The sequence below is a fragment of the Micromonospora sp. CA-244673 genome, from assembly GCF_050948395.1.
Lineage (GTDB): Bacteria > Actinomycetota > Actinomycetes > Mycobacteriales > Micromonosporaceae > Micromonospora.
In genome coordinates this window covers 4,897,370-4,921,195 of sequence record NZ_CP192019.1, presented here as the reverse complement: position 1 = coordinate 4,921,195, position 23,826 = coordinate 4,897,370, and the positions used below count along the sequence as shown (strand labels likewise).

At 72.3% G+C, this 23,826-nt stretch carries 20 protein-coding genes and 1 pseudogene; 4 read left to right on the top strand and 17 right to left on the bottom strand.

The window, feature by feature from the left end; genetic code table 11:
* Nucleotides 1-4 precede the first annotated feature (4 nt).
* From ACQP12_RS22440 to ACQP12_RS22390, 11 genes and pseudogenes are all read right to left on the bottom strand, one after another.
* Nucleotides 5-909, bottom strand: a pseudogene (locus ACQP12_RS22440) (DUF4192 domain-containing protein).
* A gap of 298 nt (nt 910-1,207) precedes the next feature.
* Nucleotides 1,208-2,806: a VWA domain-containing protein gene (locus ACQP12_RS22435; RefSeq protein WP_433281750.1), complete on the bottom strand. Its 1,599-nt coding sequence runs from the start codon at nt 2,804-2,806 to the stop codon at nt 1,208-1,210.
* Between the two features lie 20 nt (nt 2,807-2,826).
* Complete coding sequence (locus ACQP12_RS22430) at nt 2,827-3,966, bottom strand: AAA family ATPase (protein WP_433281748.1); 1,140 nt, start codon at nt 3,964-3,966, stop codon at nt 2,827-2,829.
* Nucleotides 3,967-4,238: 272 nt separating this feature from the next.
* Nucleotides 4,239-4,541, bottom strand: a complete 303-nt coding sequence (locus ACQP12_RS22425) for a hypothetical protein (protein ID WP_433281746.1) — start codon at nt 4,539-4,541, stop codon at nt 4,239-4,241.
* Nucleotides 4,534-5,709 (bottom strand): DUF4314 domain-containing protein, encoded by a 1,176-nt coding sequence (locus ACQP12_RS22420; protein ID WP_433281744.1) that lies wholly within the window; start codon nt 5,707-5,709, stop codon nt 4,534-4,536. The genes ACQP12_RS22425 and ACQP12_RS22420 overlap by 8 nt, the downstream gene beginning before the upstream one ends.
* Before the next feature lie 100 nt (nt 5,710-5,809).
* A complete protein-coding gene (locus tag ACQP12_RS22415; RefSeq protein WP_433289375.1) occupies nt 5,810-6,865 on the bottom strand; it encodes a C40 family peptidase in 1,056 nt (351 codons plus the stop codon).
* 47 nt (nt 6,866-6,912) lie between these two features.
* Nucleotides 6,913-7,443, bottom strand: coding sequence for a hypothetical protein (locus ACQP12_RS22410; protein WP_433281742.1), 531 nt, complete (start codon nt 7,441-7,443; stop codon nt 6,913-6,915).
* Nucleotides 7,444-7,525: 82 nt separating this feature from the next.
* On the bottom strand, nt 7,526-8,368 hold the full coding sequence (locus ACQP12_RS22405) for a hypothetical protein (RefSeq protein WP_433281740.1): 843 nt from the start codon (nt 8,366-8,368) through the stop codon (nt 7,526-7,528).
* Between the two features lie 79 nt (nt 8,369-8,447).
* On the bottom strand, nt 8,448-9,086 hold the full coding sequence (locus tag ACQP12_RS22400) for a diguanylate cyclase domain-containing protein (RefSeq protein WP_433281738.1): 639 nt from the start codon (nt 9,084-9,086) through the stop codon (nt 8,448-8,450).
* A gap of 92 nt (nt 9,087-9,178) precedes the next feature.
* A complete protein-coding gene (locus ACQP12_RS22395; RefSeq protein ID WP_433281736.1) occupies nt 9,179-10,087 on the bottom strand; it encodes a MarR family transcriptional regulator in 909 nt (302 codons plus the stop codon).
* Nucleotides 10,088-10,597: 510 nt separating this feature from the next.
* Nucleotides 10,598-11,248, bottom strand: a complete 651-nt coding sequence (locus ACQP12_RS22390) for a hypothetical protein (protein WP_433281734.1) — start codon at nt 11,246-11,248, stop codon at nt 10,598-10,600.
* On the opposite strand from ACQP12_RS22390, the gene ACQP12_RS22385 reads away from it, so the two are divergent.
* A complete protein-coding gene (locus ACQP12_RS22385; protein ID WP_433281732.1) occupies nt 11,241-11,462 on the top strand; it encodes a hypothetical protein in 222 nt (73 codons plus the stop codon). The two genes, ACQP12_RS22390 and ACQP12_RS22385, sit on opposite strands and share 8 nt — an antisense overlap.
* Before the next feature lie 426 nt (nt 11,463-11,888).
* Here the strand turns inward: ACQP12_RS22385 and ACQP12_RS22380 are convergent, their stop codons facing one another.
* From ACQP12_RS22380 to ACQP12_RS22355, 6 genes are all read right to left on the bottom strand, one after another.
* The gene (locus ACQP12_RS22380; RefSeq protein ID WP_433281730.1) at nt 11,889-12,797 is read right to left on the bottom strand and encodes a replication-relaxation family protein; all 909 of its coding nucleotides are present in this window, start codon (nt 12,795-12,797) and stop codon (nt 11,889-11,891) included.
* Between the two features lie 267 nt (nt 12,798-13,064).
* Complete coding sequence (locus tag ACQP12_RS22375; RefSeq protein WP_433289373.1) at nt 13,065-15,527, bottom strand: type IV secretory system conjugative DNA transfer family protein; 2,463 nt, start codon at nt 15,525-15,527, stop codon at nt 13,065-13,067.
* Nucleotides 15,528-15,601: 74 nt separating this feature from the next.
* Nucleotides 15,602-17,389, bottom strand: coding sequence for a VirB4 family type IV secretion system protein (locus ACQP12_RS22370; protein WP_433281728.1), 1,788 nt, complete (start codon nt 17,387-17,389; stop codon nt 15,602-15,604).
* A complete protein-coding gene (locus tag ACQP12_RS22365) occupies nt 17,386-18,357 on the bottom strand; it encodes a PrgI family protein (protein WP_433281726.1) in 972 nt (323 codons plus the stop codon). The genes ACQP12_RS22370 and ACQP12_RS22365 overlap by 4 nt, the downstream gene beginning before the upstream one ends.
* Nucleotides 18,354-19,274 (bottom strand): hypothetical protein, encoded by a 921-nt coding sequence (locus tag ACQP12_RS22360; RefSeq protein WP_433281724.1) that lies wholly within the window; start codon nt 19,272-19,274, stop codon nt 18,354-18,356. The genes ACQP12_RS22365 and ACQP12_RS22360 overlap by 4 nt, the downstream gene beginning before the upstream one ends.
* Nucleotides 19,275-19,276: 2 nt before the next feature.
* Nucleotides 19,277-19,651, bottom strand: coding sequence for a pilin (locus ACQP12_RS22355; protein WP_433281723.1), 375 nt, complete (start codon nt 19,649-19,651; stop codon nt 19,277-19,279).
* Nucleotides 19,652-20,718: 1,067 nt separating this feature from the next.
* Between ACQP12_RS22355 and ACQP12_RS22350 the strand changes: the two genes are divergently transcribed.
* The 3 genes from ACQP12_RS22350 (at nt 20,719) to ACQP12_RS22340 (ending at nt 23,819) form a co-directional block, all read left to right on the top strand.
* A complete protein-coding gene (locus tag ACQP12_RS22350) occupies nt 20,719-21,591 on the top strand; it encodes a hypothetical protein (protein WP_433281721.1) in 873 nt (290 codons plus the stop codon).
* Between the two features lie 361 nt (nt 21,592-21,952).
* Nucleotides 21,953-22,834 (top strand): hypothetical protein, encoded by an 882-nt coding sequence (locus ACQP12_RS22345; RefSeq protein ID WP_433281719.1) that lies wholly within the window; start codon nt 21,953-21,955, stop codon nt 22,832-22,834.
* Nucleotides 22,827-23,819, top strand: coding sequence for a DNA methyltransferase (locus tag ACQP12_RS22340; protein ID WP_433281717.1), 993 nt, complete (start codon nt 22,827-22,829; stop codon nt 23,817-23,819). The genes ACQP12_RS22345 and ACQP12_RS22340 overlap by 8 nt, the downstream gene beginning before the upstream one ends.
* Nucleotides 23,820-23,826 lie beyond the last annotated feature (7 nt).

Sequence of the window (23,826 nt, the reverse complement as noted above, 5' to 3'; positions counted from 1 at the left end):
CGGGTCAGGCGATGGTGGGCTGGCCAGGGTGGGGCCAGCCGTCGAGCACGGACGGGGCGAGCCCGGCCCGCAGCGCCTGGTCGAGCAGCTGCGCGAGGGTGTAGGCGGGGTTGGCGGCCAGGGCGCGGTCGACGGCGATGGAGGCGAGCGCGCCGTCGCCGCGGCGCCACGCGGCGAAGGCGAGCAGACTCGCCGGTGGGGCCACGAGCGGCGGGTGCGCGCGGCGGGTGATGTCGGTCCACATGGCGACGTGCCAGGGCTGGGCGTCGGTGGCCTGCCAGGCGACGTCGCGGATCGCGGGGACGGGCAGCAGGACAGTGAGCCAGGCCAACTCGTCATCGGTGAGGGTCTGCTCGTCGGCGTAGCGGGCGAGCATGTCCCGCACCGCCTGTTCGCCGGCGCGGATCAGGCCGCCGCGTCCGGCCTCGCCAATGAGGGTGCGGCGGCGGGCTCGGGCGTGGGCGGTGGCGCGGGTGACGGCGACGCGGGCGTCCCCGGTGGTGGGGGCGATGCTGGCCACGAGCGCGGCCCGGTCGGGTAGGGCGTGACAGCCGGCGACGATGGCGTGCATGGTGATGTCGCTGCGCTGGGGGTCGAAGGGCACGCCGTCGGTGGGGCAGCAGGCGGGGTCATGGCAGAGGCAGGAGAAGTAGCGGCCGTCGGTGACCCGCAGCGCGTCGAAGACGTCGATGTCGTGGCGGCCAGCCGCGGGATCACGGTGTCGATGGCCGGGGTGACGGTGGCGGCGGGGCCGTAGCCGACGGCGATGGCGCGCATGGCCGCCGCGTTCCGCAGCATGCGGATCTGCGACAGCATGTAGCCGTCGGCCCAGGCGGCGACCTGGCTGGGCTGGGGGAGGTCGGCGCGGCTGGCGACGGCGATCCGGGTGCCGGCGAGGCCGACGATCACGAGGCTGTCGGTGGGGTGGAAGCCGAGCAGGTACGGCACGGCGGTGAGCAGGTCCGCGGGCGAGGTGATCGGCAGGCGCGGGTTGTTCGGGCTGTTCACGGTTTCTCCCGTTCTGTCGTGATGGGTCCGGGCACGGCTTCGCGGCCGTGCTCGGCGTGGGCAGTGCGCGGGGTGGCCGAGCAACGGCCAGCGGGAGCGCGATGAGTGATCTCGACCGGTGGTTGTCGGCGTGACGCCGGAGTTCGGTGGACCGCGAGCCGACACCTCGGCCAGGGGAGAGCCCGGCCGAGAGACGAGGTCAGGCGTGCTCGAGGGCAGCGACCGCGGCGTCGGCGATGTAGCCGATGGCCTGCACGGGATCCGCCACCAGGATCGTGGTGGTGTCGGCGAAGGTGTGCCCGTCCAGGTCGGCGGGACGCAGCCACAGCACGGCGCAGCCCGCCTGGTGCAGGGTGCTGATGAGGCGTTGCGCGGGCTCTCGGTCGGGCAGGTCGCCGTCGGAGACGACAGTGAGCATCCGTAGCCGTCCGGGTTGGCGCAGCCGCAGTAGTTGGTCGGCGAGTTTCACCGCGTCGGTGAAGGCGGTGCTGCCACCCACCGCGGACAGTTCCAGCACGTGGGTGGGGTGCTGGCGCGCTCCGACGAGCAGGGTGACGTCGCTGCCGAAGGCGATGGTGGCGGTGACGGCCTGGTTGGCGCGGGCGGCGTGGGCGAGGATCCACCCGGCCGAGGACATGGGCGCCGCCCAGGGGTGCATGGAGAAGGAGGCGTCGACGATGACGCCTAGCTGCAGGGTCGGCTTCGGCGGGGGCAGCTGCGTGCGCTGCTGCCAGGGGGTGGCGGTGGGCATGGAGCCGGAGGCGATCTGCGCTCGGGCGGTGATCGCGTGCCGGGTTCGCAGCCTGCCTGGCGGCACCAGGCTGGGCCGGATGTCTGGTTCCCGGTGGTGGGTACGGGCGCGGCGCAGCCGTGCGGCGAGGTGGCGGGCGGCGGCGCGTTCGGCGTCGGTCGGTTCCCGGCGGGTCCATGTCGCCGGTGCGGAGAAACGGGCCCGGATGTGCTGATCTCGATACTGGGCGGGGATGAGGCAAGTGGTGTGGGCGAGGTAGTCGGTGAGCGCCTGGGCGAGCAGCCCGGCGAACACGCCCGCGTCCGCGGTGGGCGCCTGCGGCTGCCGGTGTGGGTCGATGTCGAGGAGCCGGCACCACCGCCACGCCAGGTCGATCATCGTGTCGGCGTCGCTGTCGTCGACACTGTGGGCTTGACGCCACAGCTGCCGGAGCTGCAGCAACCGCTTGCGACCGAGGACGGTGGTGACGGCGGCACGGATCCCTCGGGTGTCCTTAGCGGTGAGGATGCGGGCATCGACCCGCGCCAGGAGCAGTCCAGCGAGGTGCGCCGCGTGCCACGGGTCGTCGACCGCGGCGTCGTCGGGGCTGATCAGGGTGGTGACCGTGTGGCGTAGCCACCGCCGGTCGCCGCGCCGACGGGTGCGCTGCCGGTACTCGATGCGGGACTCCTCCAGTAGCTCGGCGACGGCGGCGACGACAGCGGGGGTGCCGGGCGGGGTGCGCCAGAGGCTGTGGGCGGCGTGCGCGGCCTCGTGGACGAGCAGCCCGTAGGCGGTCGGGACGAGCCGTTTGTGACCGGCGCGGCGAGGGTTGGCGATGTCGGGGGCACCGATGTAGGTGGCGTCGACCTCGATGCGGCCGGCGTCGGGGTAGCAGCAGGCAGGGGCGCCGCCACCGGCGCCCGGGGCGACGGTGACGGTCAGGTCGCTGCGGCCGGCCAGGGTCGGGATGTGCCGGGTCCAGGCGTCGCTCCACACCTGCCAGTCCGGGTCACCCGCCGGCGACGTGGCTGGGCCGGTCTGCAGGTGACTGTGCGGGTGAGGCACCAGGGGTTCTCCTCTCGGGGTCAGCGCTGTTTGCCGAGGGTCAGCGCGGTGATCTCGGTGCCGAACTGCTGCCGTAGCGCGGCGAGGACCTGCTCGCGGTCGTCGGCGGGGGCGCGACCGGCCAGGTTGGAGATGGCGGCGGGCAGGCCGAGGGTTTTGCGGACGCGGGCGAAGCCGAGCAGCTCCCGCAGCTGCGGCGCCCAGCCGACGCGCCCGGCAGCGAGATCGGCGTTAAGGGCGATCGCGGCCTGCACGGCCGGGTTCGGGACGCCGAGGTGGCGGGCGAGGTCCCAGTCGGTGGTGACCTCGATGTGCACGTCGAACCGCGAGGCGAGCGCTTCGGTGAGGATCGCCCCGTGCACGCCCGGGTTGTGCCCGGCGATGACGTAGAACCCGTCGCTCGCTTCGACGCGTTCGTTGCGGTAGCCGGGGATGGTGATGACCCGCCGTCCGTCCATGGCCGGGTAGAGCACGGCGAGGACTTTCGGTGGGATGAGGGTGGCGTCGTCGACCAGTAGCGCCCGCCCGTCGCGCATGGCGGTGACGAGGGGCCCGTAGACGAACTCGAACCCGCCGTCCGGGAGGGGGATGAAGTTGCCGAGGAAGTCCTCCACCACCGTGTCCCCGGTGCCGGCGACGGTGAGCAGGTCCGGGAAGGCGGCCTCGACGAGGGCGGTCTTGCCGGTGCCGGGCGGACCGTAGAGCAGCACGGGGATACGCTTCTCCCGCAGCCTGGACAGCACGTCCACGTCGGTGGCGCCCGCGAGCTTGCGGGGAAAGTACAGGTCACCGTTGGGGCGCTCGACGGGCTGCCGCCGACCCGCCCCGTGACGTCCTTGGCGGGGTGTACGCGGGGCGGGCGGTGGCATAGTCCCGGCGGCGTCGATCCCGGCCTGGGTGATCTGGAACCGGTGCGGGCCTGTCTGATGGGTGGCGTAGCCGGCGGCGGCCATTTTCTTGAGGGCTTCGAACACCGCGCCGGTGGAGGGGGCGGCGATCGCCGTGGTCAGCTCACCGACCTTGAACACCCGGTCGGGGTGCGCGGCGAGGTGAGCGGCGACCTGCCGGTAGAGGTAGCCGGGCCGGCGGCCGTCACCCGGGTTGGGTGTGGGGGAGGCATCACCGGTTTGCGGGGCTGTGGTTGGGGTTGCAGGGTCCATGCAGGCCTCCTGTGATCTGGGGTGGGGCCCGCGCACCCCCGTCTCCGGGGTGCGCGGGCAAGGTGCGGTGTCCGCGCGGTGGAGACGGGGCGGTTGACGGGCCGGACCCCGGTTGGCAGGGATGGCCGGCAAGCTCCGTGAGGTGCTCAGCAGGCAGCCCGGGAGGGCTGCGGATCGGTGGTGCCGCCGCCGTCGGGTGGTGGGCGACGACAAGGAACGCACCCGCGCCGGAATTGATCAAGTCGATCCGGCAACGGGTGCCCCGGTAGGGGTTATCTGCGGCGGAGGGTGACCTCGCTGTGGGGGCGGCGGGAGATCTGCACGGTCAGCCCGAATACGCTGCCGTCGGACAGCTCCAGCCATACCCCGCGGTCCAGGGTCAGGACCCCGGCGTCCCGGTACGTGCGCGCCGAGGTGATAGTCACCGGCAGTCCGTCGTCGTGGGTGAGCTGCGGCAGGTCGGCGTCGTCGCACAGCTCGTCCAGCTCTGCGCTGGTCAGCAGGCTCAGGACGAGGGCTTGCAGGAGTTCCTCGGGGGAGTACTCGCCGAACTCGTCAGTCAGGTCGTCAGGCATCAGCTGCTCCCTTGGTCGGCGTTCCTGAAGTGCCGGCGGCGGCGGAGGGCGGGTCGGGGATGTCGCCTGCGATGCGGTCGCAGTCGTACGGGTGCACCGGCAGCCACGTCCAGGCGCGGCCCATCACGACGTACCGGCCGTCCGAGTCGGGGCTGATCCGTTCGACCGCGTCCGGGTCGTCGTGCACGCGGGTTTCGTCGGCGACGATGACGTCGCCGTCGAACCACAGCCGCGCCATGGACTCGTCGACCATCCGGTCCTGCCGCTGCCCGCTGATGCCTTCGGCGGCGAGCTGGTGCCGGTAGCGGTCGCGGGCGGCCTTTTGGTCGGCGACGATCGCCTGGGCTACCTGCCGGGTGCAGGTGAACACCGCCCACCCGTTCCACGTGTCCACCAGGACGCCGACGAACCCGACCGGGATCCGCATCTGTCCGTCGCCGTTCGGCGTCCACGCCCAGTCCCCGGCGAAGACACCTGGCCCGCCGAGGCGCACCTGGTCGGGAGCCAGGTGGCTCATGTCCCGGTCATCGCCGTGCGGGTGCAGCACGATCCGGCACTGCCGTGCCACCTCGGCTTCGGCGGCGTCGTCGAACCCGTCGCACCACGCCCACCGCGTCTGGTCGCGCTGGCGGCCGGTCAGGTCCTCCCACGCCGGAGCACCCTGCGGGGCGTGCTCGGCATACCGGTCGCGGTCCTCGGCGAGGACGTACCGGTCGGCGGTGGGCAGCCCGTCAATCACGGGCGGGTCCACGTCGTCGATGCCGGCCAGGACCTGCCGCGCGACCTCGCGCACGTCGCCGGTGGCCCTCCCGCCGATCCGGTTCTGCGCCCACCACACGGCTGCGTCGCGGCCAGCCGCCGCGCCCGCGACCCGCATCGCGTCGAGCACCTGCTCCCAGCCGGCGCCGCCGGTGGGGACGGGGAGCCGGCGGACGCGGTCCCCGGCGTCGAGAAGCATCGACAGGCAGGAACCGCTGTCCCAGTTCACCTCGAGGACCTGCTGGTCCGGGTGGTAGTGGCGCACCGTGCCCTCGTCACCCGGACGCAGCAGCGTGTGCGGGTCACCGGTGTGCTCAAGCGCCACCCGCTCGCCAGGCTGGTAGGTCATCGGGTCCTCGGGCCGGGTCCCCGGCTGTTTCCTGCTGCTGGTGTGGTCCGTGTCAGTCACGATGATGTCCTCTCCGAAGGGATGGGGGATCCGCAGCCGTCGGCGCCTAAGAGGCAGCCCCGTCTGACGGGATTCGTGAGTGGTGTTGGGGTGCGGTGGTTCAGCCGATGACGCGGCGCGCGGCGGCGAGCTGCGCGGCCCACGCGGACAGGCGGCTGATCTTGACGACGTCGCCGCTGTGCGGGGCCTGCACGATCAGCCCCTGGCCGAGGTAGAGGCCCACGTGCCCGGGCTTGGCGGTGGTGCCGCGGCTGCCGGGAATGAACAGCAGGTCCCCCGGACGCAGGTCCCGGTAGTCGGTGACCGGCCGGCCCGCATGGATCTGCTCGCTGGTGGTGCGGGGCAGGGTGATGCCGGCGGCCCGGTACGCCTGTTGCATCAGCGATGAGCAGTCGCATTGGCGGGCGGGGATACCGGACTGGGGTGCGGTGCAGTCCCCGCCGAAGGTGTACGGGCTGCCGAGCTGCGCCAGGGCCCAGCCGACCGCCGTGACGACCGGCCCCGGTGTGCCCGCCGGCAGGGTGAACCCGGCGGGCAGCGGCACCTGCTCGCCGCCGGGCTGGCCGTCACCTGCGTCGAACAGGCACAGCGGGTTGCTCATCGCCTGCTCCAGATCTCCTCCGACGGGCCCGGCGGGGGTGCCGCCGGCCAGGACGCGGATCAGGGCGATCGCGTCGTCCTCCCACTTCGCGTAGGCGCCGGGGTAGGCGGAGCGCTGCACCGCTTGGGCGGCGTCGGTCAACGGCACGGCCTGCCAACCGTCGACGGCCAGCAACGCCCGGTAGAACCGGCCGGCCGCGTAGCGCGGGTCCCGGAGTTGGGCGGGTGTTCCCCAGCCTTGGGACGGGCGCTGCTGGAACAGCCCCACCGAGTCGCGGTCCCCGCCGGACAGGTTGCGCAGGGTGGACTCCTGCATGGCGGTGGCCAGGGCGATGACCCAGCCTCGGGGCGGGACCGTGAGCTCGACGCCGACGGACACGATCACGGCCGCGTTGGTGACCTGCTCACCGGTCCAGCCCCCGACGCCGGCGGCAGGCGGCGACACGGTGACGGCGGGCAGCAACGGCTGCCGGCCTGGGCCGACAGTGCCGTTGCACGCGGCCGAGGCGATGCCACCGCCGGTGAACAGCATCCCCACTCCGCCCGCGCACAGCATCAGCACAGCGAGCACCCCAGCGGCGATTGCAGCCAGACCGCGCCCGCTCACCGCGGGGCTCCCGCAGCCTGATGTGGGGCGTGGCGCGCTGCGGGGGAACGGCTCACGGGCGTGCAGGTGGCATCCGGTGACGGGTGCAGGCAGCCGGCGAGCCGGTAGCGGGCCAGGTGCTGCCCGTCGTCGGTGTGCACGGCGACCTCGGCGGTGAGCGGGTCGATCAGGTAGATCCATTCCGCGTCGAGGTGCCGGGCGTGGGACAGCGGGAACACGGTGACGGGTTCCGCCGCGTCGATGGCCCCGTCGGTGGTGCTGGCGAGGGTCATGCCGACGCCGGGCACCGGGCGCTGCCCGGCGAACCCGGATTCGGTGGTGGCGGTGATGGCCGGGTCGAGGTACTCCCAGTCGGAGGCGAGGATCGTGGTGCTCAGCGCGTGGGCGTCGCGGCGGGCGTGGCCGGCCCAGATCGCGGCGAGGGCGGGCACGACGACGGTCGGGTAGCCGTCGAGGAGCACGAACCGGGCGTGCACGAGGTGCGGGTTCGCGACATCGGTGGTGCCGACGAAGCAGTGGGTGCTCACGGGGCAGAGCTCCTTTTCAGCAGATGCGGGAATGGGAGGCGCGAGGTGCGCGGACCGGTGGCCGAGACGCGGGACGGGATGGTCACGGGCCGTCCTGTTTCGGCGGTGCTGGCCAAGGGGCGGGCTTGGCGCGCCAGCCGAAGATGGGGTCGCTGGTTTCGGCGGATCCGCAGCGGCTGCAGCGGATGTAGGTGTCTTCGCCGTAGCCGGCCATGGACGGCATCTCGTCCTGGACGAACTCGTCAACGGCCCCGCACACCTGGCAGCGCAGTGACGTCCCGTCGGGCCCCCACGTGATGAAGATCGGCTCTTCGTCGCTGCCGTCAGGTCGCCGCAACGGCCCGGCTTTCCCATGCGTCCCGTGGTCGCCGCTGCTGGCCTTTTGGGTGGTGGCGGTGAGGAGGGCGGTCAGCCCGGGATAGGTGGCGGGGACGTCGCTCGGCTCGGGGCTGTCGTCGATGAGCAGCAGCGGGTGGTCATCGCCGCGCGGGTGGCTGAGCTGGTAGAGGCGGCCATCGGTGTCGACGGCGTCGATCCGGCGGGCCTGCCGTGGCGCGTCGCCAATGGAGAGGATGTCGTCGTAGCAGGTGGCCCAGGCCAGTAGCCGCGCATCGGGTTCCGTCGCCCGGATCAGGCGGACGATCGTGTCGAGGGTGGCCCGGTAGGGCGTTGCCGCGTCGGGCTGGCGCAAGCCCGCGGCGAGGCGGTGCAGCAGGGCGGGCAGGCCAGCGGAGCCGGTGAGCAGGTCGTCGCGGCGCAGCGGGAATTCCACGCTGCGCACAGCGTGCGCGGGCGAGGCCGTGTGGAGGGGCCGGGTGTGGATGAGCAGCAGCGTCGACGGCTGGCCCCAGCCCAGATGCTCGGCGTCGACGTCGGTCGCCAGGAGGCAACCGGCCAGGGCGCGGACAGCGGTGAAGGACAGCACAGCGATCTCCCTTGTCAGGGCGGAAAAGGGGAGGGCCCCGCAACCGGGTGGTTGCGGGGCCCTCAAGGCGTCAGACCTGTCAGTGGTGGTGGCGGTCGCGGCTGCGTCCCACCGGGGCGGCCAAGGGATGGTGGCCGTGCACACCGGCACCGGAACGCTTCGCGTGGTACATGGCCGCGTCCGCCTCGGCCAGCAGTTGACGGGGGTTCGCGGACAGGTGGGCGGGGTTGTGGGTGTAGCCGACGGAGCCGCTGACACTGACCTCGCCGCTGGTCAGGCGGAAGGGGGCGCCGCCGATGGCCTGCCATGCGGCGCGGGCGGCTGCGGCCACGTCCTGGTGGTCGCCGTGCACCAGGAGGGCGAACTCGTCGCCGGACAACCTTGCGGCGATCTCCACGGGTGCGTCGAGGGCGGCGAGGAGCCGGCCGACGTGGGCGAGCAGAAGGTTGCCGGTGTCGTGGCCGAGGCTGTCGTTGACGGTCTTGAACCCGTCGAGGTCGAGTAGCACCACCCCGACGGCCACCCGGTCGGCGAGGGCGGTGCGTAGTCGTGCGAGGAACAGCCGTCGGTTGGGCAGGCCGGTGATCTCGTCGTGGGTGGCCTGGTAGCGGGCCGCGTCGAGGGCTTGCTGTTGATGCCACAGGAGGGTGCCGGCGAGGGCGAGGCCGGCGAGGATCCCGCCGACGGTGGTGACGATTCCTTGCAGGATCAGAGACACTGAGTTGCTCCTTTCGCACGAAGGAGCACCGGGGGCGGGCGTGAGGCAGCAAACTTCGACGCCCGCCCTCGGGCTGCCTTGACGAGTCGTGGCTACTGGCCGCCATCGTTGGGGGCGAGTTGGAAGGTGGCCGGGCGTTCGACGGTCTGCACGAGCGCGCCGGCGGCGACCAGCTTGATCGCCGCGTTGAACACCGCGCCCTGGCTGGCTTTCCTCGCGCCGCTACCGGCGTTCGCGGCGTCGATGAGCTTGCACAACTCACTGGTCTTGTACTGCCGGTCGGGGTGGGCCTCGAGGATGTCCAGTACCGCGCCCCGCAGGGAGCCCTTCACCCGGCGGCCATTCCCCGTTGCGGTTGCCTGCCCCTGCGGGTCGGCGTTCGACCCGCCCTCGCCCTCGGCCTCGGCGTCGTCGGGCGCGGCGTCGGACTGTTGGCGGTCGTGGCCTGCCTCCTCCGAGGGCGACCGCTGCTCGTCACCGCCACTGGAAGACGTGACGGTGTCCAGCGGAGCAGGTGCGCCACCGGCGGAAGCCAGGGCCGGGGACGCCTCGTCCGTGTCCTGCTCTGCCGGTACAGGGGGCTCGCTGTCCCGTTGGGGCACGCCAGGGGAGCCAAGGGGATCGGTCGGCGTGGCGGTGTCCGAGGTGGCGACCGGGGTCCCGCTGCATGGTGTGTCAGCCGCCTCCTGGGTGGAGGGTGGCGTGGCGGTGGTGGTGCGGCCGGTGTCGGTCAACCGCCACATGGCGCGGTTGTCGTCGCTGCGGAACCGCTCGGCCTGCCCGGTCTTCTCCCAGGCGCGCAGTTTCGCCGTCGCCGTGGAATAGCCGAGCCCGGCGTGCTCGGCCACGGCCGTGGCAGTGGCCTCGCCGAGCTCGCTGAGCGCGGCGAGGACCGTGAACATCGTGTGCGCCGGCACGGGCTGCGTTGCATCCGTCATGGGCACGTCCTTCCTGGTGTTGAGGTCAGCAGTGATCCACGCTTTGACCGCGTCACTGATCAAGTGCGACGACCGGATCTCGGGACATCCCGAGATCCGCGCCGCAGTCGGTTGCCAGCCGGGGGCGTGGCGGGCGCGCGTGGGAAGGAATGACTGATCGGCCGGCGGGCGCCGGCTGGGTGCGGTGAGAACGAGGGCTCGATGCCGTGTGCCCCGGTGAGGCGGTGGGCCGGGCAGGCCATGGCGTGCTGCGCGAGGGGCAACCCGCCGTCGATGCGGACGCCGTGCGAGGAACCTCCTGCAGATGGGGCTGGAAGAGGAATACGGCGGCCTGTTTCAGGCCGGGCGGGAGGGGGCGCCCCTGGCCCGGGGCGCCCGGCCTGTAGAGCACTGACCGCCGCTGTGTGCGGCGGTGTGGCAGCTGGCCGTTGAGGCAGCTGCGGTGCGTCGTTGGCAGCAGGAAAGCTGGCCCTGCGGGTTGACACGGCATGGACCGATCGCTGGGGGAATCCAGCTGGGCTGGGCCGGCAGCGGGTTTCCGGGTGCCCTCGACCGAGGGCTTGGGGGTGGGGTCTAGAAGGCGACGGCGAGTAGCCGCTGATCGGGGTCGAGGGTGTCGAGGTGGGCCAGGGCCTGCTCGAGGTAGGTGATGCGGTGGGCGAGGGCGTCGCTGGCCGGGGCGATCTTGCGGCCGTCGGCGGTGAGCATCGCATCGCCGGCGACGGCACTGGCGGCGCGGTAGTGCTGGTAGGCCATCTGCCCCGCCTGATACATCTCCAACTCTCCGATGGCGGGCTGGCCAGGGCCGGGAGCGCCGGCGGCGTGCAGACGCATTGCGTGGACGCGGGGTTGGGCGTGGAAGTCCGCGATCGCCGTGTCGAGGGGGTAGCGGTCGGGGTCGGTGAGGTGGCGGGTTTCGAACGCCGGCCACGGGTTGGCGGCTCGGGTGCCGTGGACGACCTGCTGCCAGATCTGGTAGCGGATCCCGGCGCCGACCGCGGCGGCGTGGCGCATCCCTTGCAGGTCGAGCAGGCGAACCGGTCCGCCCGCGCACGGCGCGGGTCGACCCTTGCGCAGCCCGATCATCTGCTGGCGCTGCCACACACGCAGCTGCGCGACCGCCCAAAAATGGGGCGCGAGAGTGCCGGTGACACCGAAGTGGGTGTCGAGCTGGTGGCCGGTGAGAGCCTGCGCGGGCAGCGCGTCGGGCAGGCAGATGACCATCGTGGCGATGGTCGGGGCCGGCGTGACGGTTGGCCGCGCGGTGGTGGGCCGGGTGCGGACCGGGCGGGGCGCGGCTGCCGGGGTCGCCTTCGCCGACGCCGGTCGTGTCGGGATGGCTGGCACACGGCTGCCGTGGCGGGTCAGCGGGGCGCCGTTGACAGTGGACATAAGGCTGTCCTCCTTCGATGAGGTGCGCGCGGGCGCGCAGGGATGACCGGCCCACCGGGTACGTGGGTCGGATCAAGGGAAGAGCTGGCGTGGGTGGCTGGTGCGACCTCGAGGGGTCGCCGCGCGGGCGCGTGCCGACCGGCCGAAGCGGGTGGGCGTCGCGTACCGCTGGGGTGCGGCGGGGGATCCCTGAGGCGGGACCGAACCGGGGTGGAGCGATATCTGGGGTGTGGTGTTGCCGCAAAGGTAGCGGCTGCCACTCACAGCGCATTTCCGGCGCGACAGTGGCAGGAAGGGCCGTTGGCCTGCACCGTGAGAGATCAACAGCCGCTGTCGGGCGGCTGAGGTGTGTCGCGCTGTGAGTGGTCGATCCGCTCACAGTCGATCTTCCGATGTGACAGTCACCCAACCGCTGAAGGGCGTGGCTGGGCCGCGACCTGCGGTGTGAGCGGCTGTGAGCGGGGCCTGGGTGTCAGAGGTCGCCGTCGGGGTCGGTGTAGCGGTGTGGGTTCGTGGCGGTGTTGCGGGGGCCGTGGTTGGAGGGCAGTTCGTGCAGCCACCGGCGAGGGCCGGGCTCGGTGGCGAGGGTCCAGGCGGGTCCGGCGGGGTGCTCGTCGTGTAGGCCGGTGGCCACGGGCATGACGGTGGGCACGCCGGCGAGGGCGTCGAGGAGGTGAGCTTCGCGGCGGCGGGTCGGTACCCGTAGAAGGACGGGGTAGCGGGGGCCGAACTCGGCGAGGCGTTCGTAGCCGCGCAGCTTGCGCAGCACCCTGCCCAGGGGTTCGGTGCCGTTGTCGTGCTCGAGGAAGAACCCGACGGTGTGGCCGGCGGCCGACCATATGCCGTGGCCGTCGGGGCGGATGCCGGCGAGGGTGTAGGCGGTGGTGGCGTGCTGCTCGGACCACCACCGCACCAGCTTGGTGGTGGGGTCGGTGCGGGTGTAGGCGTGCAGGTCGATGAAGAGCTGGTTGGCGCCGAGCAGGTGCCGCAGGCGGGGGCTGCCGATGGTGCGTTCGGTGCGTTCAATGCTGGAGCGCGGCGGCCGGGCGTCAGGGTGGTCGGGGTCGGTGTAGGTGGTGGGGTGCACGAGCATGCCGAGCGGGCCGAGGGTGTAGAGGTGTTGGCCGTCGCCGGTGGTGACGTCGACGAAGCGGTGCACGGCGTCGATGCGGTGCAGGGCGGCCAGGCGCAGCCGCGCGGAGCGCGGTGACGGGAACAGGGCCGCCGCGATCTGGGCGGTGGACAGCACATAGTGCTCGGCGAGCCAGGCCAGGAGTTGACGGTCGCGCAGGGTCAGCCGACGCAGGTGGGCCAGCCGCTGCAGTTTGCTGGAGGGGGAGCGGGACGGGCGGGACTCGGGGTTGGTGGATTCGCGGGACATGAGGGATCTCCTCAGGGAGTAGACGAAGGGTGACCCCTCCCATGGGGAGGGAGTCGGGAAATGTCACCGCCGCCCAGGCGGAGGCCCTCACGGCGGCGTGCTGCGCTGACAGCCACACAGGGCTGCGGTGCGGGGCCGGACGTGCGTGAGAGGTGGTGAAGGCGCGGTGAAGCCGCAGCGGAAGGCGTCACGGAAAGCCCACGGGGCCGCCGGATCAGCCCGCACCGCAGCTGACAGCGACGGTGCCGGACACACGGTGGTTGGTGGTCAGGCGGGGCGGGACGGGCGGCTGCTCCGCCGGGCGTCGCGCGTGTCCGCTCCGGTGGGCAGGTCGCTGTTGTCTGGGCGAGAGAACCGCTCGACGAGGGCGTCGATGGCGCTGGTGTCCTGGGGTTTGATGGCTTCGGCCGCGACCTGCCGGATCGCGGTCGCCTCCCCGACCACCGGTTTCGGCGGGCGCGTCTTCATGGTGAACGCCGGTGTCTGGCGGCCGTCGGCGACGAGACGCGTCGCGGTGGTGTAGGCGTCGAGGTGGGTCAGGTCGTGCTCGTCGAGCTCGGGCAGGGTGTGGCGGGCCAGCACGCGGGCGTCCTCGGGCGCGCAGGAGAAGTAGACCTTGTTGCGGGCGTTCGCCGAGGCGGCGGCCAGGAGGTCCTTCGGGAACTGGGCGAGGTCCTGGTGGGCCAGGACGAGGGACAGCCGGTACTTGCGGGCCTCGGCGAGCATCGTGTCGAGGCTGTTGGCGAGGGTGAGGAAGTTCTGGGCCTCGTCGATGATCAGGGTGGCGTCCCGGCGTTTGTCGGGGGCGATGCGCGCGCGGGCGGTGGCGGCCTGCCACACCTGCGCCAGGACCAGGGAGCCGAGCAGTTTGCTGGTGTCCTCCCCCAACTGGCCTTTCGGGATGCGCACGAGCAGCGCGCCGCCGTCGAGGACCTTGCCCATGTCGAAGCTCGAGCGCGGATAGCGCATGGTGCGCTTGACGAAGTCGCGCAGGAGGAACGCGCGGAGGCGGGCGAGGACGGGGCCGATGACCTGCGAGCGCAGAGCGGGGTTGAGCTCGTCGTACCACTGCCAGAACCCGGACAGGCCGGCCGGGTCGTCCAGGTCGACGGTCATCGCCGACCGGAACTGGGCGCTGTTGAGCAGGGGTGGAATGTGTTGCAGGGTGACGTTGGCGTGCCGCAACAACGTGAGACAAGCGACGCGCATGACGTCGTCCATCCGGGGGCCCCACGCTTTGGCGAAGATGTTCCCGAAGATCGACACCAGGTTGTCGACCACGAGGTCGGGGTCGTCGCCGGCGAGAGGGTTGATGGTCGGCGGATTCGGCTGGTCCGGGTCGAAGATGACGAGGCGGTCGGCGACAGAGGCGGGAAGCCGGTCGAGGATGTCGAGGACCATGTCGCCGTGCGGGTCGATGACGACAGTGCCGCGGCCGGCGGTGATGTCGTCGACGGCCATGTTGACCAGCAGCGTCGTCTTCCCGCTGCCGGTGGAGCCGATCACGTGCAGGTGATACCTCGCATCCGACACGGACAGGGCCACGCCGTGGCCGCCGACCTCGGCGGTGCCGAGGACCTTGGTGCCGCGTCCGCCGGTCGCGACGGCGACCGGTGCGGGCATGGACTTCGCCCGCGCACGGTCCAGGCCAGGGACGGCCAGATCTTGGGGCAGCGCGGCGAGCGCGGCCAGTTCGGGCGTGGAGGTGAGGAATCCGGCGCCGAGGCGCCGCCGCGCGAGGACCGCGGCGGGGGCGGGCATGCGGGCTCGGTGGGTGAGCCGGTTGCGGCCGGAGTACACGGCGAAGGAGGAGGCGATGGTGTCGGCGATGCCCCTCAACCGTGGCCGCTGGTCGGTGCCGGCGCGTCGACTGTCCTTGCCGACGGCGTATCGGATGGCGGTCTCCCACAGCGGGTGGGAGGTCTTGTCGAGGATGGCGCGGACATCGCGTTCCACTCCGGGGTCGCGGCGACCCGTCTGCCCGTACCTGGCGGGGCTGGGGGTGCGGCCGGGTAGGAATGCCTCGACGAGCCACAGCAGCGGCGCGGCCGGGTTGATCGCGGGTATGGCGGTCTTGCCGTCGCGCAACCTGCCGGCGGTGCGTCGGGCGCGCAAGGCGCGGCGGGGTGCGGCGGGGCGGGCGAGGATCTGCACGCAGGCGTGCTCGTCGGCCCGCAGTTGCGAGCCGGCGGAGATCAGCGCACGCAGCGGGTCGCTGTCGTGGTCGATGCGCAAGGGCAGCCATTCGGCGGCGGTGGGCAGCAGCTGTCCGCCCACCACCGTGGGCACGTCGAGCGGGATGGGTGGGGCGGGGGTGTCGTCGGTGGTGCAGGCGGCGCCGGGCCAAGCGGCGCGGACGGCGGCTTGGACGGCGCTGGGCGGGACGGTGCCGGGTACCCAGATGGAGATGAGCAATCGTCGTCCGGTCCAGGTGTACTGCCAGGCGACGTGAGGGCTGCCGTAGAGCCAGCGGCGGCGCCGGGACGGGGTGAGGGTGCCGGCGAGGTTGGCCCACAGCGCGGACGCGCAGTGCGCGTCGACCTCGGGGGGTGGGGTGATCGTCACGAGCCTTGCGCCCGCACTGTGCCGGCGGTGCCGCCACGCTGCGAGGTGACTGCGGCCGGCGACGTGCGCCACGAGCAAGCCGGCGGGGACGGCGAGCAGCCACGGCCGCTGCCCCAGCCACGCGGCGGCCTCGAACACCCAGCGGGTAATGCCGGTGGGCGGCACGACGACGTCGGCGCCTGGGCCGGTCGGATGGGGAGTGAAGGTCAGGATGGCCGCGAGGTATGCGGCGGGTGGGGTCACAGGTCGTCTCCCTCGTCGAGGTCGGTGAGTTCGCTCGGCCGTGTCGTACACAGCTGGTGCTCCGCCTGCGAGGCGATGGCTTCGAAGCTGGTCCGGTTGGTGCCGGAGATCAACAGTCCGGTGCCGACCCGCGCGGCGAGCAGCAGCCGCCGCTCGCCGACGGTGAGCCCGAAGGCGTCGCCGATGGCGTCGATGGCTTGCGGGGCCTGCTTGAGCAGGATCTGGGTGGCGGCGTTGGCGACGACGGCTTGACCGAGGTCGGTGCCGAGCAGGTCGGCGACGTCCTGGGTGATGACGGTCAGGCCGGCGTGGCGTTTACGGGCGGCCTTGGACATGCGGAACAGGAACCGGGCGCCTTCACCGTCGCGCAGGAGCAGCCACGCCTCGTCCACGACGACGAGCCGCCGCGCGGCCTGCCGGCTGGGTGCGTCAACCTGCCGCCAGATCGCGTCGAGGGCGAGGAGGGTGCCGACGGTGCGCAGCTCGTCGGGCAGGTGCCGTAGCGACCACACCACGAGGTGGCCGTCGGGGCGGGTGGTGGTGGGCCCGTCGAACAGGTGCGAGAAGGAACCCTCAACCCAGGGGGTGAGGCGGGCGGCGAGCTGGCCAGCGGCGGGGTCGGTGTCGGCGTGCAGGCAGCCGGCGAGGTCACGAAGCAGTGGGGCGGGCCGGTGGTGGGTGGCCGGATCCGGGGTGATGCTCGCGGCCCGGTAGACGGCCAGGATCGCCCGGTCCAGGGCAGCCCGTTCCGCCGGTGGCGGCTGCTGGCCCAGCAGCACGCTGACGAGGGTGTGCAGGAACAGGCCGCGGCGGGTGAGCACGTCAGGGCGGGAGTCACCTCCCGGCAGGTCGAGAGGGTTGACCTTCACGCCGGCGACGCCGAGGCGGACCACGGCTCCGCCGACCGCGTCGGCCAACCGCAGGTACTCGTCCTCAGGGTCGATGACGGCGACCTGCACCTGCTGGTAGAGGCTGCGCAGGATCTCCAGCTTCACGAAGTACGACTTGCCGGCGCCCGAGCGGGCAAGAACGACGCTGTTGTGGTTCTCCTGTGCCCAGCGGTCCGACCACACGATCCCGCTGGAGTCGGGGTTGACGCCGTAGAGCACCCCGCCGTCGGCGGGCGGGTCGCCGGGCAGCGGCGCGGGCAGATCTGCGCTGGCGAGAGGGAAAGCGGCGGCGAGAGCGGCGGTGTCCATGGTGCGGCGCATCTGCAGGCTGTCGGTGGCAAGGGGCAGGGTGGTGGTCCACCCGGCCAGGTGCCGCCACGTCGCCGGCTGCACCTCGATCAACGTGGACGCGGCGGCTGCCTTCACCTGCGCGCACGCCTCGCGGAGCTCGTCCTCGGTGCGGGCGTGCACGGTCAGGTAGAGGCCGACGCGGAACAGCTTTGCCGCGCCGCGCGCCAACCGCTGGGCGAGGTCCGCGGCGTCGTCGGCCGCCGCTTCCACGGATGGGTCGGTCAGCTTGCCCCGGTCCGCGTCCGCCCGACGGGACGATTCGAAGCGGGCCCGCTGGTTGCGCAGCCGGGCTGCGGCGACCGGGGCGGGCAGCGGGTCGATGTGCAACGCGAGGTCGAGCCGGCCCGGCCACGACAACAGGGGTTCGAGCCAGGCCGGGCCAACCTCGGCCGGGTAGCCGGTCACCACGAGGGTGGCGGCGTAGCCGTCCCCGACGCGCAGGAACCGCGGGGTGACCTCGACGGCGGCGGGGGCGACGGCGGCCGCCAGCCCGTCCGGCTGGCGGCCACCGTCGGCAGGCTGGGATCTGTGGCGCAGCTTCATGTCGGTCGGCTCCTTCCGTGCCGGTGACGCTGACGGGGTGTGGGTGAGGTGATGACGGTGTCCGGGGCCGCGAGGCCGCCGGGCCGTGGCGGCCGGTAGGGGTCGGCGGCCGCGGCGAGCGCCGCGGTGACCGCCGGGCCGTCGAGGGCGCGGGTGGTGACGCCGAGGCCGGACAGGGCGCGGACCGTGTCGTCGGCGCGCCGTCGAGCCGTGTGCTCGCCACGCTCACTGGCGCTCGTGCCGGTGACGATGAGGACCTGCCGGCGCAGCGGATCCTTGCGCGCTGCGAGGTCGTCCAGGAAGCGGGCGTGGTCGCTGGCCGCTGCTGTCAGCGCCGGGTGCGGCAGCTGCATGGCTGCGTGGGCGAGGCTGCGGGCGGCCGAGTGCAGGTCCACCGGCTGCGCCGACACCACGATCTGTGTGGGGGTCGACAAGCTGTTGAGCCAGCGGCCGAAGGTGTCGACCAGGGCCGCCTGCTCATCGCCGGTGCGCAGCGCGAGGTTGACGTTCGTCGTGGCGACCATCGCCGCTCGCGCGGCGCCGAGTCGGATCTCCCCTCCGTCGTCGATGGCGTCGGCGGGCAGCTTCAGCGGTGCTGGCAACATCACCTTCGTCGTCGGCGCCTGCACCCAGTCCGGTGTCTTCGACGTCGTGTCAGTTGTCGACAGCGCGCGGGGAGCCCGCGCGTGACGGACGGCGGCGAGCAGCCACACGTCCAATGGCAGGCCGTCGCGACGGCCGACAGCGACACCGAAAACCAGGCCGCCGCCGACAACGGCGGCGCCGACGAGCACCGGCGCGGGCACGACCTGATGCAGGGCCCGCCAGACGCCGTAGAAGGCGAGGGCGGCGACGGCGAGGATCGCCAGCTGCCGGAACGTCAGCCCGTAGAGCACCTTGTCGGGAGCGTCGACGTCCGCGGGCATCCGCACCCGGCCCGCATCGGCGTGGTCGTCGTGGCGGCTCATCGGCCGACCGCCTTCAGCCCGCGGCCGAGGCCGGGAACGGAGCGGGTGGCCTGCTGCACGACGAGGACCCGCACGGCGGCGCCGAGCATGTTCACGCCGCGGCCGCTGTTGCCCGTGGTCACGTAGCGGCGCATCAGGGACGGCACGCGCAGCGTCGTCCAGAGCATGACCATGACCACGAACAGGTTGATCGCGCCGCCCGGATCCACTGGCAGTCCGAGCACCGGCAGCAGGTGGTCGGCGTCGGTGAGCATCCACTGCCCGGCGTAGAGGGTGAAGCCCTGCACCACGGGTACGGCGAGTACACCGGCGTAGGACCGCCACCACATGCGGGCGACCGGTTCGGTCTGCGGCATCGCGTGACAAGCGAGGGCCAGCGGCGCGAAGGCGGTCAGGACGATGACGACGGTGAAGCGGACGATCACGCTGAACGCGGTGCCCGCGAGCAGGACGGCGATGATCGCCACGCAGATCACGAAGAGCAGCACCGCTGTGGTGTCCCGCCCGGCGAGGATGTTCGTCTTGATGGCGCGCAGCGCGCCGTCGCTGTCGCCCTCGGGTGTGGTGAGCGTGCCGGTCAGGGCGTTGGCCAGGTCGATGAGCATGCCGCACCACAGTTGCGAGAAGTGCGCGGCGACGAATCCGACGATCAGTCTCGGAACGAGGTCCTTGGCCGTGTAGCGGGTGGTTTCACTGCCGCCGGCGGTCATGGTGAGCAGCCCGGCGGCGACAAAGGCGAGGACGAAGACGGTGTCGACGACGAGCACCGAGCGGCCGGTCAGGGCCTGCACCTGCGGCAGGGCGGTGACCTTCGGGGTGATCAGCAGCGCGCTGCTGATCACCCCGAACAGCGTGTCCAGGCTGGCGAGGATCGCCGCTGCCAGCCAGTCCAGGATCTGGTCGAGTAGCCAGCTCATGGTCAGCTCCCGACGATGCCTTGGACGACCTGCAGCAGGACCGGGGCGAGGACGGCCAGGCCGTAGCCGACGAGGGCGTTTTTCAGTGCGCTCTTGGCCCGCTCGACCTGCGTCGGGTCGCCGCCTGCGGTGGCCCAGTAGACGCCGGCCAGGACGAGGAACAAGGTGGCCAGGGCGGCGAGGATGCCGATCAGCCAGGCCCGCAGATTGGCGATGACAACGGGCAGCGAGTTCACCGCCACGGTCGTCGGCGAACCCGGATCGGCGTGCGCGGCGGTGGGCGCCGACAACAACACCATCACTAACCCGGTTACGGCGAGACGGCAGGCGGTACGGGAGCGGGTGAGGACACGAAGACGTGCCGAAATGCTGGACATAACTCTTCACCTCCGGCCCCGCCGACGTCCGGGGACGCGGCGGGGTGCTAGCGGATGGTCACGGGAGACCGCCGCCGGGCCCGCGGACGGCACGCGCGGCGAACCAGACCGTCCCCGGGAGGAGCCCTTCCTCCCTTGTCGGGTAGCGGGTGTTCGATGAGGTGTCAGCGCACCAAGCACTGCGCGGCACCCGAGGCGGCCGGCACGGCGGGCGGCCCGACTAGGTGCGGACCCGGCGGCGGGCGGGATCCTCGCCACACGGTGGGCGACGAGAAGTCCCGCACCCCCAAACCGCCGGTTGTGTGCTCTGGCGAACGCCCCCGGGTTATCACCGCCACTCACACCGGCAGACAGCAACTCCATCTCGCGCCGATTGGGCTCCGCCTCGATGTGATGGCGGATGTCGGCCAGGGGCGACCGACCTGCGACACCTGGTCGAGTCGTGGCGATGTCAGGTACGGCTGTCAGACACGACGCACCATTGAAGGCCGCCCGAGTTAGCGACAGGCGCCGATGACACGGCGCGGACGACACCTCGTGTGACCATCGCCGCCGATGTCACCGATGCTTTTCCCGCCGCTGACATGACCTCAGGTGTCAGTGTCAGACCGGCTTTGTGACGTCCTGGTGGTACTGACGTCGACGCCCTGTCGTGTTAGGCGCGGCACCGGTGACATCGTCGTGGTTGCCCGATGTCACAGGTGCCGGGATGTGAGTCGTTGTGAGCGGCCGTGGACGGCGGTGAGTGTCACCTCGGCCAGCGGCAACCCCGTCGCGCTCCATCCGGTTGTCCATGGCTCTGCCCGTCGGCGGCCGGTGGCATCAGCGCCTGGCCTGTGTCACAGCCCAGCTCAACGGCACTGACAATCTAAACGCCAACGACATAGCTCGATGTCATGGGTTGCCTGCCTGTGGCGGTGTCACGAGTGCCGGCGCCGCCCCGCAGGGCGGTGGCCTGCGCTGTGAGCGGGTTGTGTGACGGCCGTGGCCCAATCGGTACCGCCGCACCGCCGTGACATCGCGGCCTCGCCGAATCGGCGGTCATCTTCGACAGGGGGAGTTGTGACATGAGCGTGCCCGCCGCCACCGACTGGCCAACCTCGCCTCTCGCAGCCGCAGACGCCGCCTTCACCGCGCTGACCGGCGAGCCAGCACCCTTGACGCTCGACCTAGACACCTGCGGCGTGCCCGACGCCGCCGGGTCGGGCGTCATGACACTGCCGGCGCTGCGCGACTGGCTCCTGCGTCACCCGCAGGCATACGCGCTACGCGACGGCGTGTGGCGGGAGCTGATCCGCCGTGCCCGCTTGGACGGGCCGGCGTGGGTGATCGCCGCGGTCGGGATGGCCATGCCCGCCCTGCGCCGCTACGCCGGCCAGTTGTGCGCCGGCTACGACGGCGACCCCGACGACATCGACGCCGAGATCCTCACCGGATTCCTCACTGCCCTGCGCGACCGCGTCGACCTGACCCGCGACGCCCCGTACGCGGCGCTGTGCCGGGCGGCGTGGCGCGCCGGGCACCGGCTGCGCCTGCAGGCCGGCGAGTACACCTCGATCGCCGACGTCGACCACCTGCCCGGCCCCCGCACCCCCAAGCTGCCCTACGGACACCCCGACGTGCTCGTACGCCGCGCCGTCGGCCTGGGCATCCTCGACCCGGACGACGAACAGCCCTACATCGACGTGCGGCTCGGGCGCCGGGCGATCGAGCCGATCGCCGCCGGACTCGGCATCACCGTCGACGCCCTACGCATGCGTCTGGGCCGCATCGACACCCGCATAGCCGACGCACTGCGCAGGGGTCTGCTCACCGGCATCGCCTCCCCGCACGCCGCCGCCACCCTCGCGGCGCAAGCCGAACACCGAGCAGCCACTCGCGCCGGCCGGACCGCCACTAGCCGACCGCACCTCGTGTGCGAAGCCGCGGCGGCCGCCTGAGGCGTCCACTGGCACGGCCCTGCCTGACCGACCCGAACTCGCAACACCCGGCGGTGCCTTCACCCTCTCAGGTGAGAGCGCCACCGCATGTCCCCACCGCACAGCAGCGAACGCCACACCCCGCCCCGCCCAGCCGGGTTGAGCGGGCGCACGCCACTGGAGCCAACAGACGGGACGCTCGCGACTCCCTCACCCAGCCCAGTACCGCTATACCGCCGCTGACCTGAGATGTGAGCGCAACGAACGACTGACCATGAGCGCTTGCGAGCCGCTGTGAGAACCGGGGGCGTTCGTCAGAGCACACAAACGCAGGTTTGGGGGTGTCAGCGCACTACCCGCGCGGCGCGGAGCCGACATCCAGATGAGCGAGCACACGCCGCAGCACCACGACCCCGCCCACCCCGTCGACCCGCATGTCGACCCGACCCTCATCGACCTGGTGGCCGGTGACCCGCCGGTCCCGGTCACCGTGTGGCGCACCGCCCGCACCGACGCCGACACCGTCCGCGCGATCGGCGCCCGGCTGGCCTACCGGCTCGTGGCCGCCTACAGCCGCCCCGGCGACGCGGTCATCGACCTCACCACCGACCACACCCTCACCAGCGCCTGCACCACGGGCGAGCGCCGACACCACCCCGGCTGGTTCACCGACGCGTCCAGCCTGATCATCGGCCCGCCGACCCGCACCGACCCGGCCGCCCAGTCCGACAACGACGACCTGCCGGACACGGACGCCTGGTTCGGTGACGACCTCACCGACGCCAACCTGCCCCCATCCAGCAACCCGGCTGTCCCTGTACCCGACGGCGCGTCCCTGACGGAGGCAACCAGCCTGGTCGTGGCCTGCTGGCCCCTCCACACCGCCGACGCGACCAACCGCATCCGACTGGCATGGCTATTGACCGCCTGTACCCGGCTGCTGCGCCCCGGCGGCTGCCTGATCCTCGTCGTCACCGCCCCCGCCAGCCCGGCCGCCCCGCAGGACTTCACCCCCGTCGTGCAGGCGGCCGCCGCCATCGGGCTCGGCTACCTGCAGCACATCGTCGCCGTCACCGCCGACACGTGCGGCGACGCGTTCGTCTACCACGTCACCGACGAGGAACTCCTCGCCCTCGCCACGCAGGCCGAACAGCCGTGGACGGTAGCGCACCTGCACGTGCACGCCGACCTGCTGGTATTCACCCACCACCAGGCGCCCACCTCCCACCGGAATCCACGCTCGGAAGGCGGCCGCCGTGGCTGAGCACCTGCCCTTCCCCGCCGACCCGAACCAGCCCGCAAACCCACCCGAGGACACCCACCACGGCCAGCACCGCCACTACGAGGGCCGCCACCGCGACACCGGCGGACGCCACCGCGCGCCGGGCGGACCAGAGGGCCTGTCGGTGTGGGCGACAGCCCAGCGGACCGGGCCGGTGCAACGCCGCGGCCGCTACGTCCCCGACTCCGTTAAACACCCCGCCCGAATGCTCCCCGCGATCGCCGCACACGCCATCGCCGCCTACACCCAGCCCGGCGACCTAGTCCTCGACCCCATGTGCGGCATCGGCACCACCCTCGTCGAAGCTATCCACGCCGGCCGCGACGCCATCGGCGTCGAATACGAGCCCCGCTGGTCGAACATCGCCGACGCCAACATCACCCACGCCCAGCAACAGGGCGCCGCCGGCCGCGCGTCCGTGGTCCGCGGCGACGCCACCCGCCTGCGATCGGTGCTGCCCGCCGCCCTCACCGGGCAGGTCGCCCTGGTCGTCACCTCACCGCCGTACGGGCCTACCGTTCACGGCCTCGTCCGACCCGGCGCCGACGGGGTGGCGAAGTTCGACAACGCCTACAACGACGGCACCGACCGCGGGAACCTCGCCTACCGGGACCTCACCGGCCTCACCGATGGGTTCGAGCAGATCCTGTCCGGCTGCGCCGTCCTACTGCGCCCCGGCGGCACCGTGGTGGTCACCGCCCGGCCCTGGCGCAAGAACGGTCAGCTCGTCGACCTGCCCAGCGCGGTCATCGCCGCTGGTGTCCGCGCGGGCCTCATCCCGACCGAGCGGTGCGTCGCGCTCCTCGCCGCCGTCCGCGACGGGCGGCTCGTCGCCCGGCCGTCGTTCTTCCAACTTCAAGCCGTGCGCAAGGCCCGCAACGGCGGCACCCCGCTGCACCTGATCACCCACGAGGACGTGTTGATCTTCCGCCGACCGGAACTACCCACGGAGGTCGCCGATGACTGACGACCGC

Excerpts from the sequence above, each read along its gene's own strand:
- ACQP12_RS22430 (WP_433281748.1), bottom strand. The coding sequence starts at position 3,966 with ATGGACCCTGCAACCCCAACCACAGCCCCGCAAACCGGTGATGCCTCC.
- ACQP12_RS22425 (WP_433281746.1), bottom strand. The coding sequence starts at position 4,541 with ATGCCTGACGACCTGACTGACGAGTTCGGCGAGTACTCCCCCGAGGAA.
- ACQP12_RS22415 (WP_433289375.1), bottom strand. The coding sequence starts at position 6,865 with ATGCTGTGCGCGGGCGGAGTGGGGATGCTGTTCACCGGCGGTGGCATC.
- ACQP12_RS22385 (WP_433281732.1), top strand. The coding sequence starts at position 11,241 with ATGACCATCGTGGCGATGGTCGGGGCCGGCGTGACGGTTGGCCGCGCG.
- ACQP12_RS22390 (WP_433281734.1), bottom strand. The coding sequence starts at position 11,248 with ATGGTCATCTGCCTGCCCGACGCGCTGCCCGCGCAGGCTCTCACCGGC.
- ACQP12_RS22380 (WP_433281730.1), bottom strand. The coding sequence starts at position 12,797 with ATGTCCCGCGAATCCACCAACCCCGAGTCCCGCCCGTCCCGCTCCCCC.
- ACQP12_RS22370 (WP_433281728.1), bottom strand. The coding sequence starts at position 17,389 with ATGAAGCTGCGCCACAGATCCCAGCCTGCCGACGGTGGCCGCCAGCCG.
- ACQP12_RS22365 (WP_433281726.1), bottom strand. The coding sequence starts at position 18,357 with ATGAGCCGCCACGACGACCACGCCGATGCGGGCCGGGTGCGGATGCCC.
- ACQP12_RS22360 (WP_433281724.1), bottom strand. The coding sequence starts at position 19,274 with ATGAGCTGGCTACTCGACCAGATCCTGGACTGGCTGGCAGCGGCGATC.
- ACQP12_RS22355 (WP_433281723.1), bottom strand. The coding sequence starts at position 19,651 with ATGTCCAGCATTTCGGCACGTCTTCGTGTCCTCACCCGCTCCCGTACC.
- ACQP12_RS22350 (WP_433281721.1), top strand. The coding sequence starts at position 20,719 with ATGAGCGTGCCCGCCGCCACCGACTGGCCAACCTCGCCTCTCGCAGCC.
- ACQP12_RS22345 (WP_433281719.1), top strand. The coding sequence starts at position 21,953 with ATGAGCGAGCACACGCCGCAGCACCACGACCCCGCCCACCCCGTCGAC.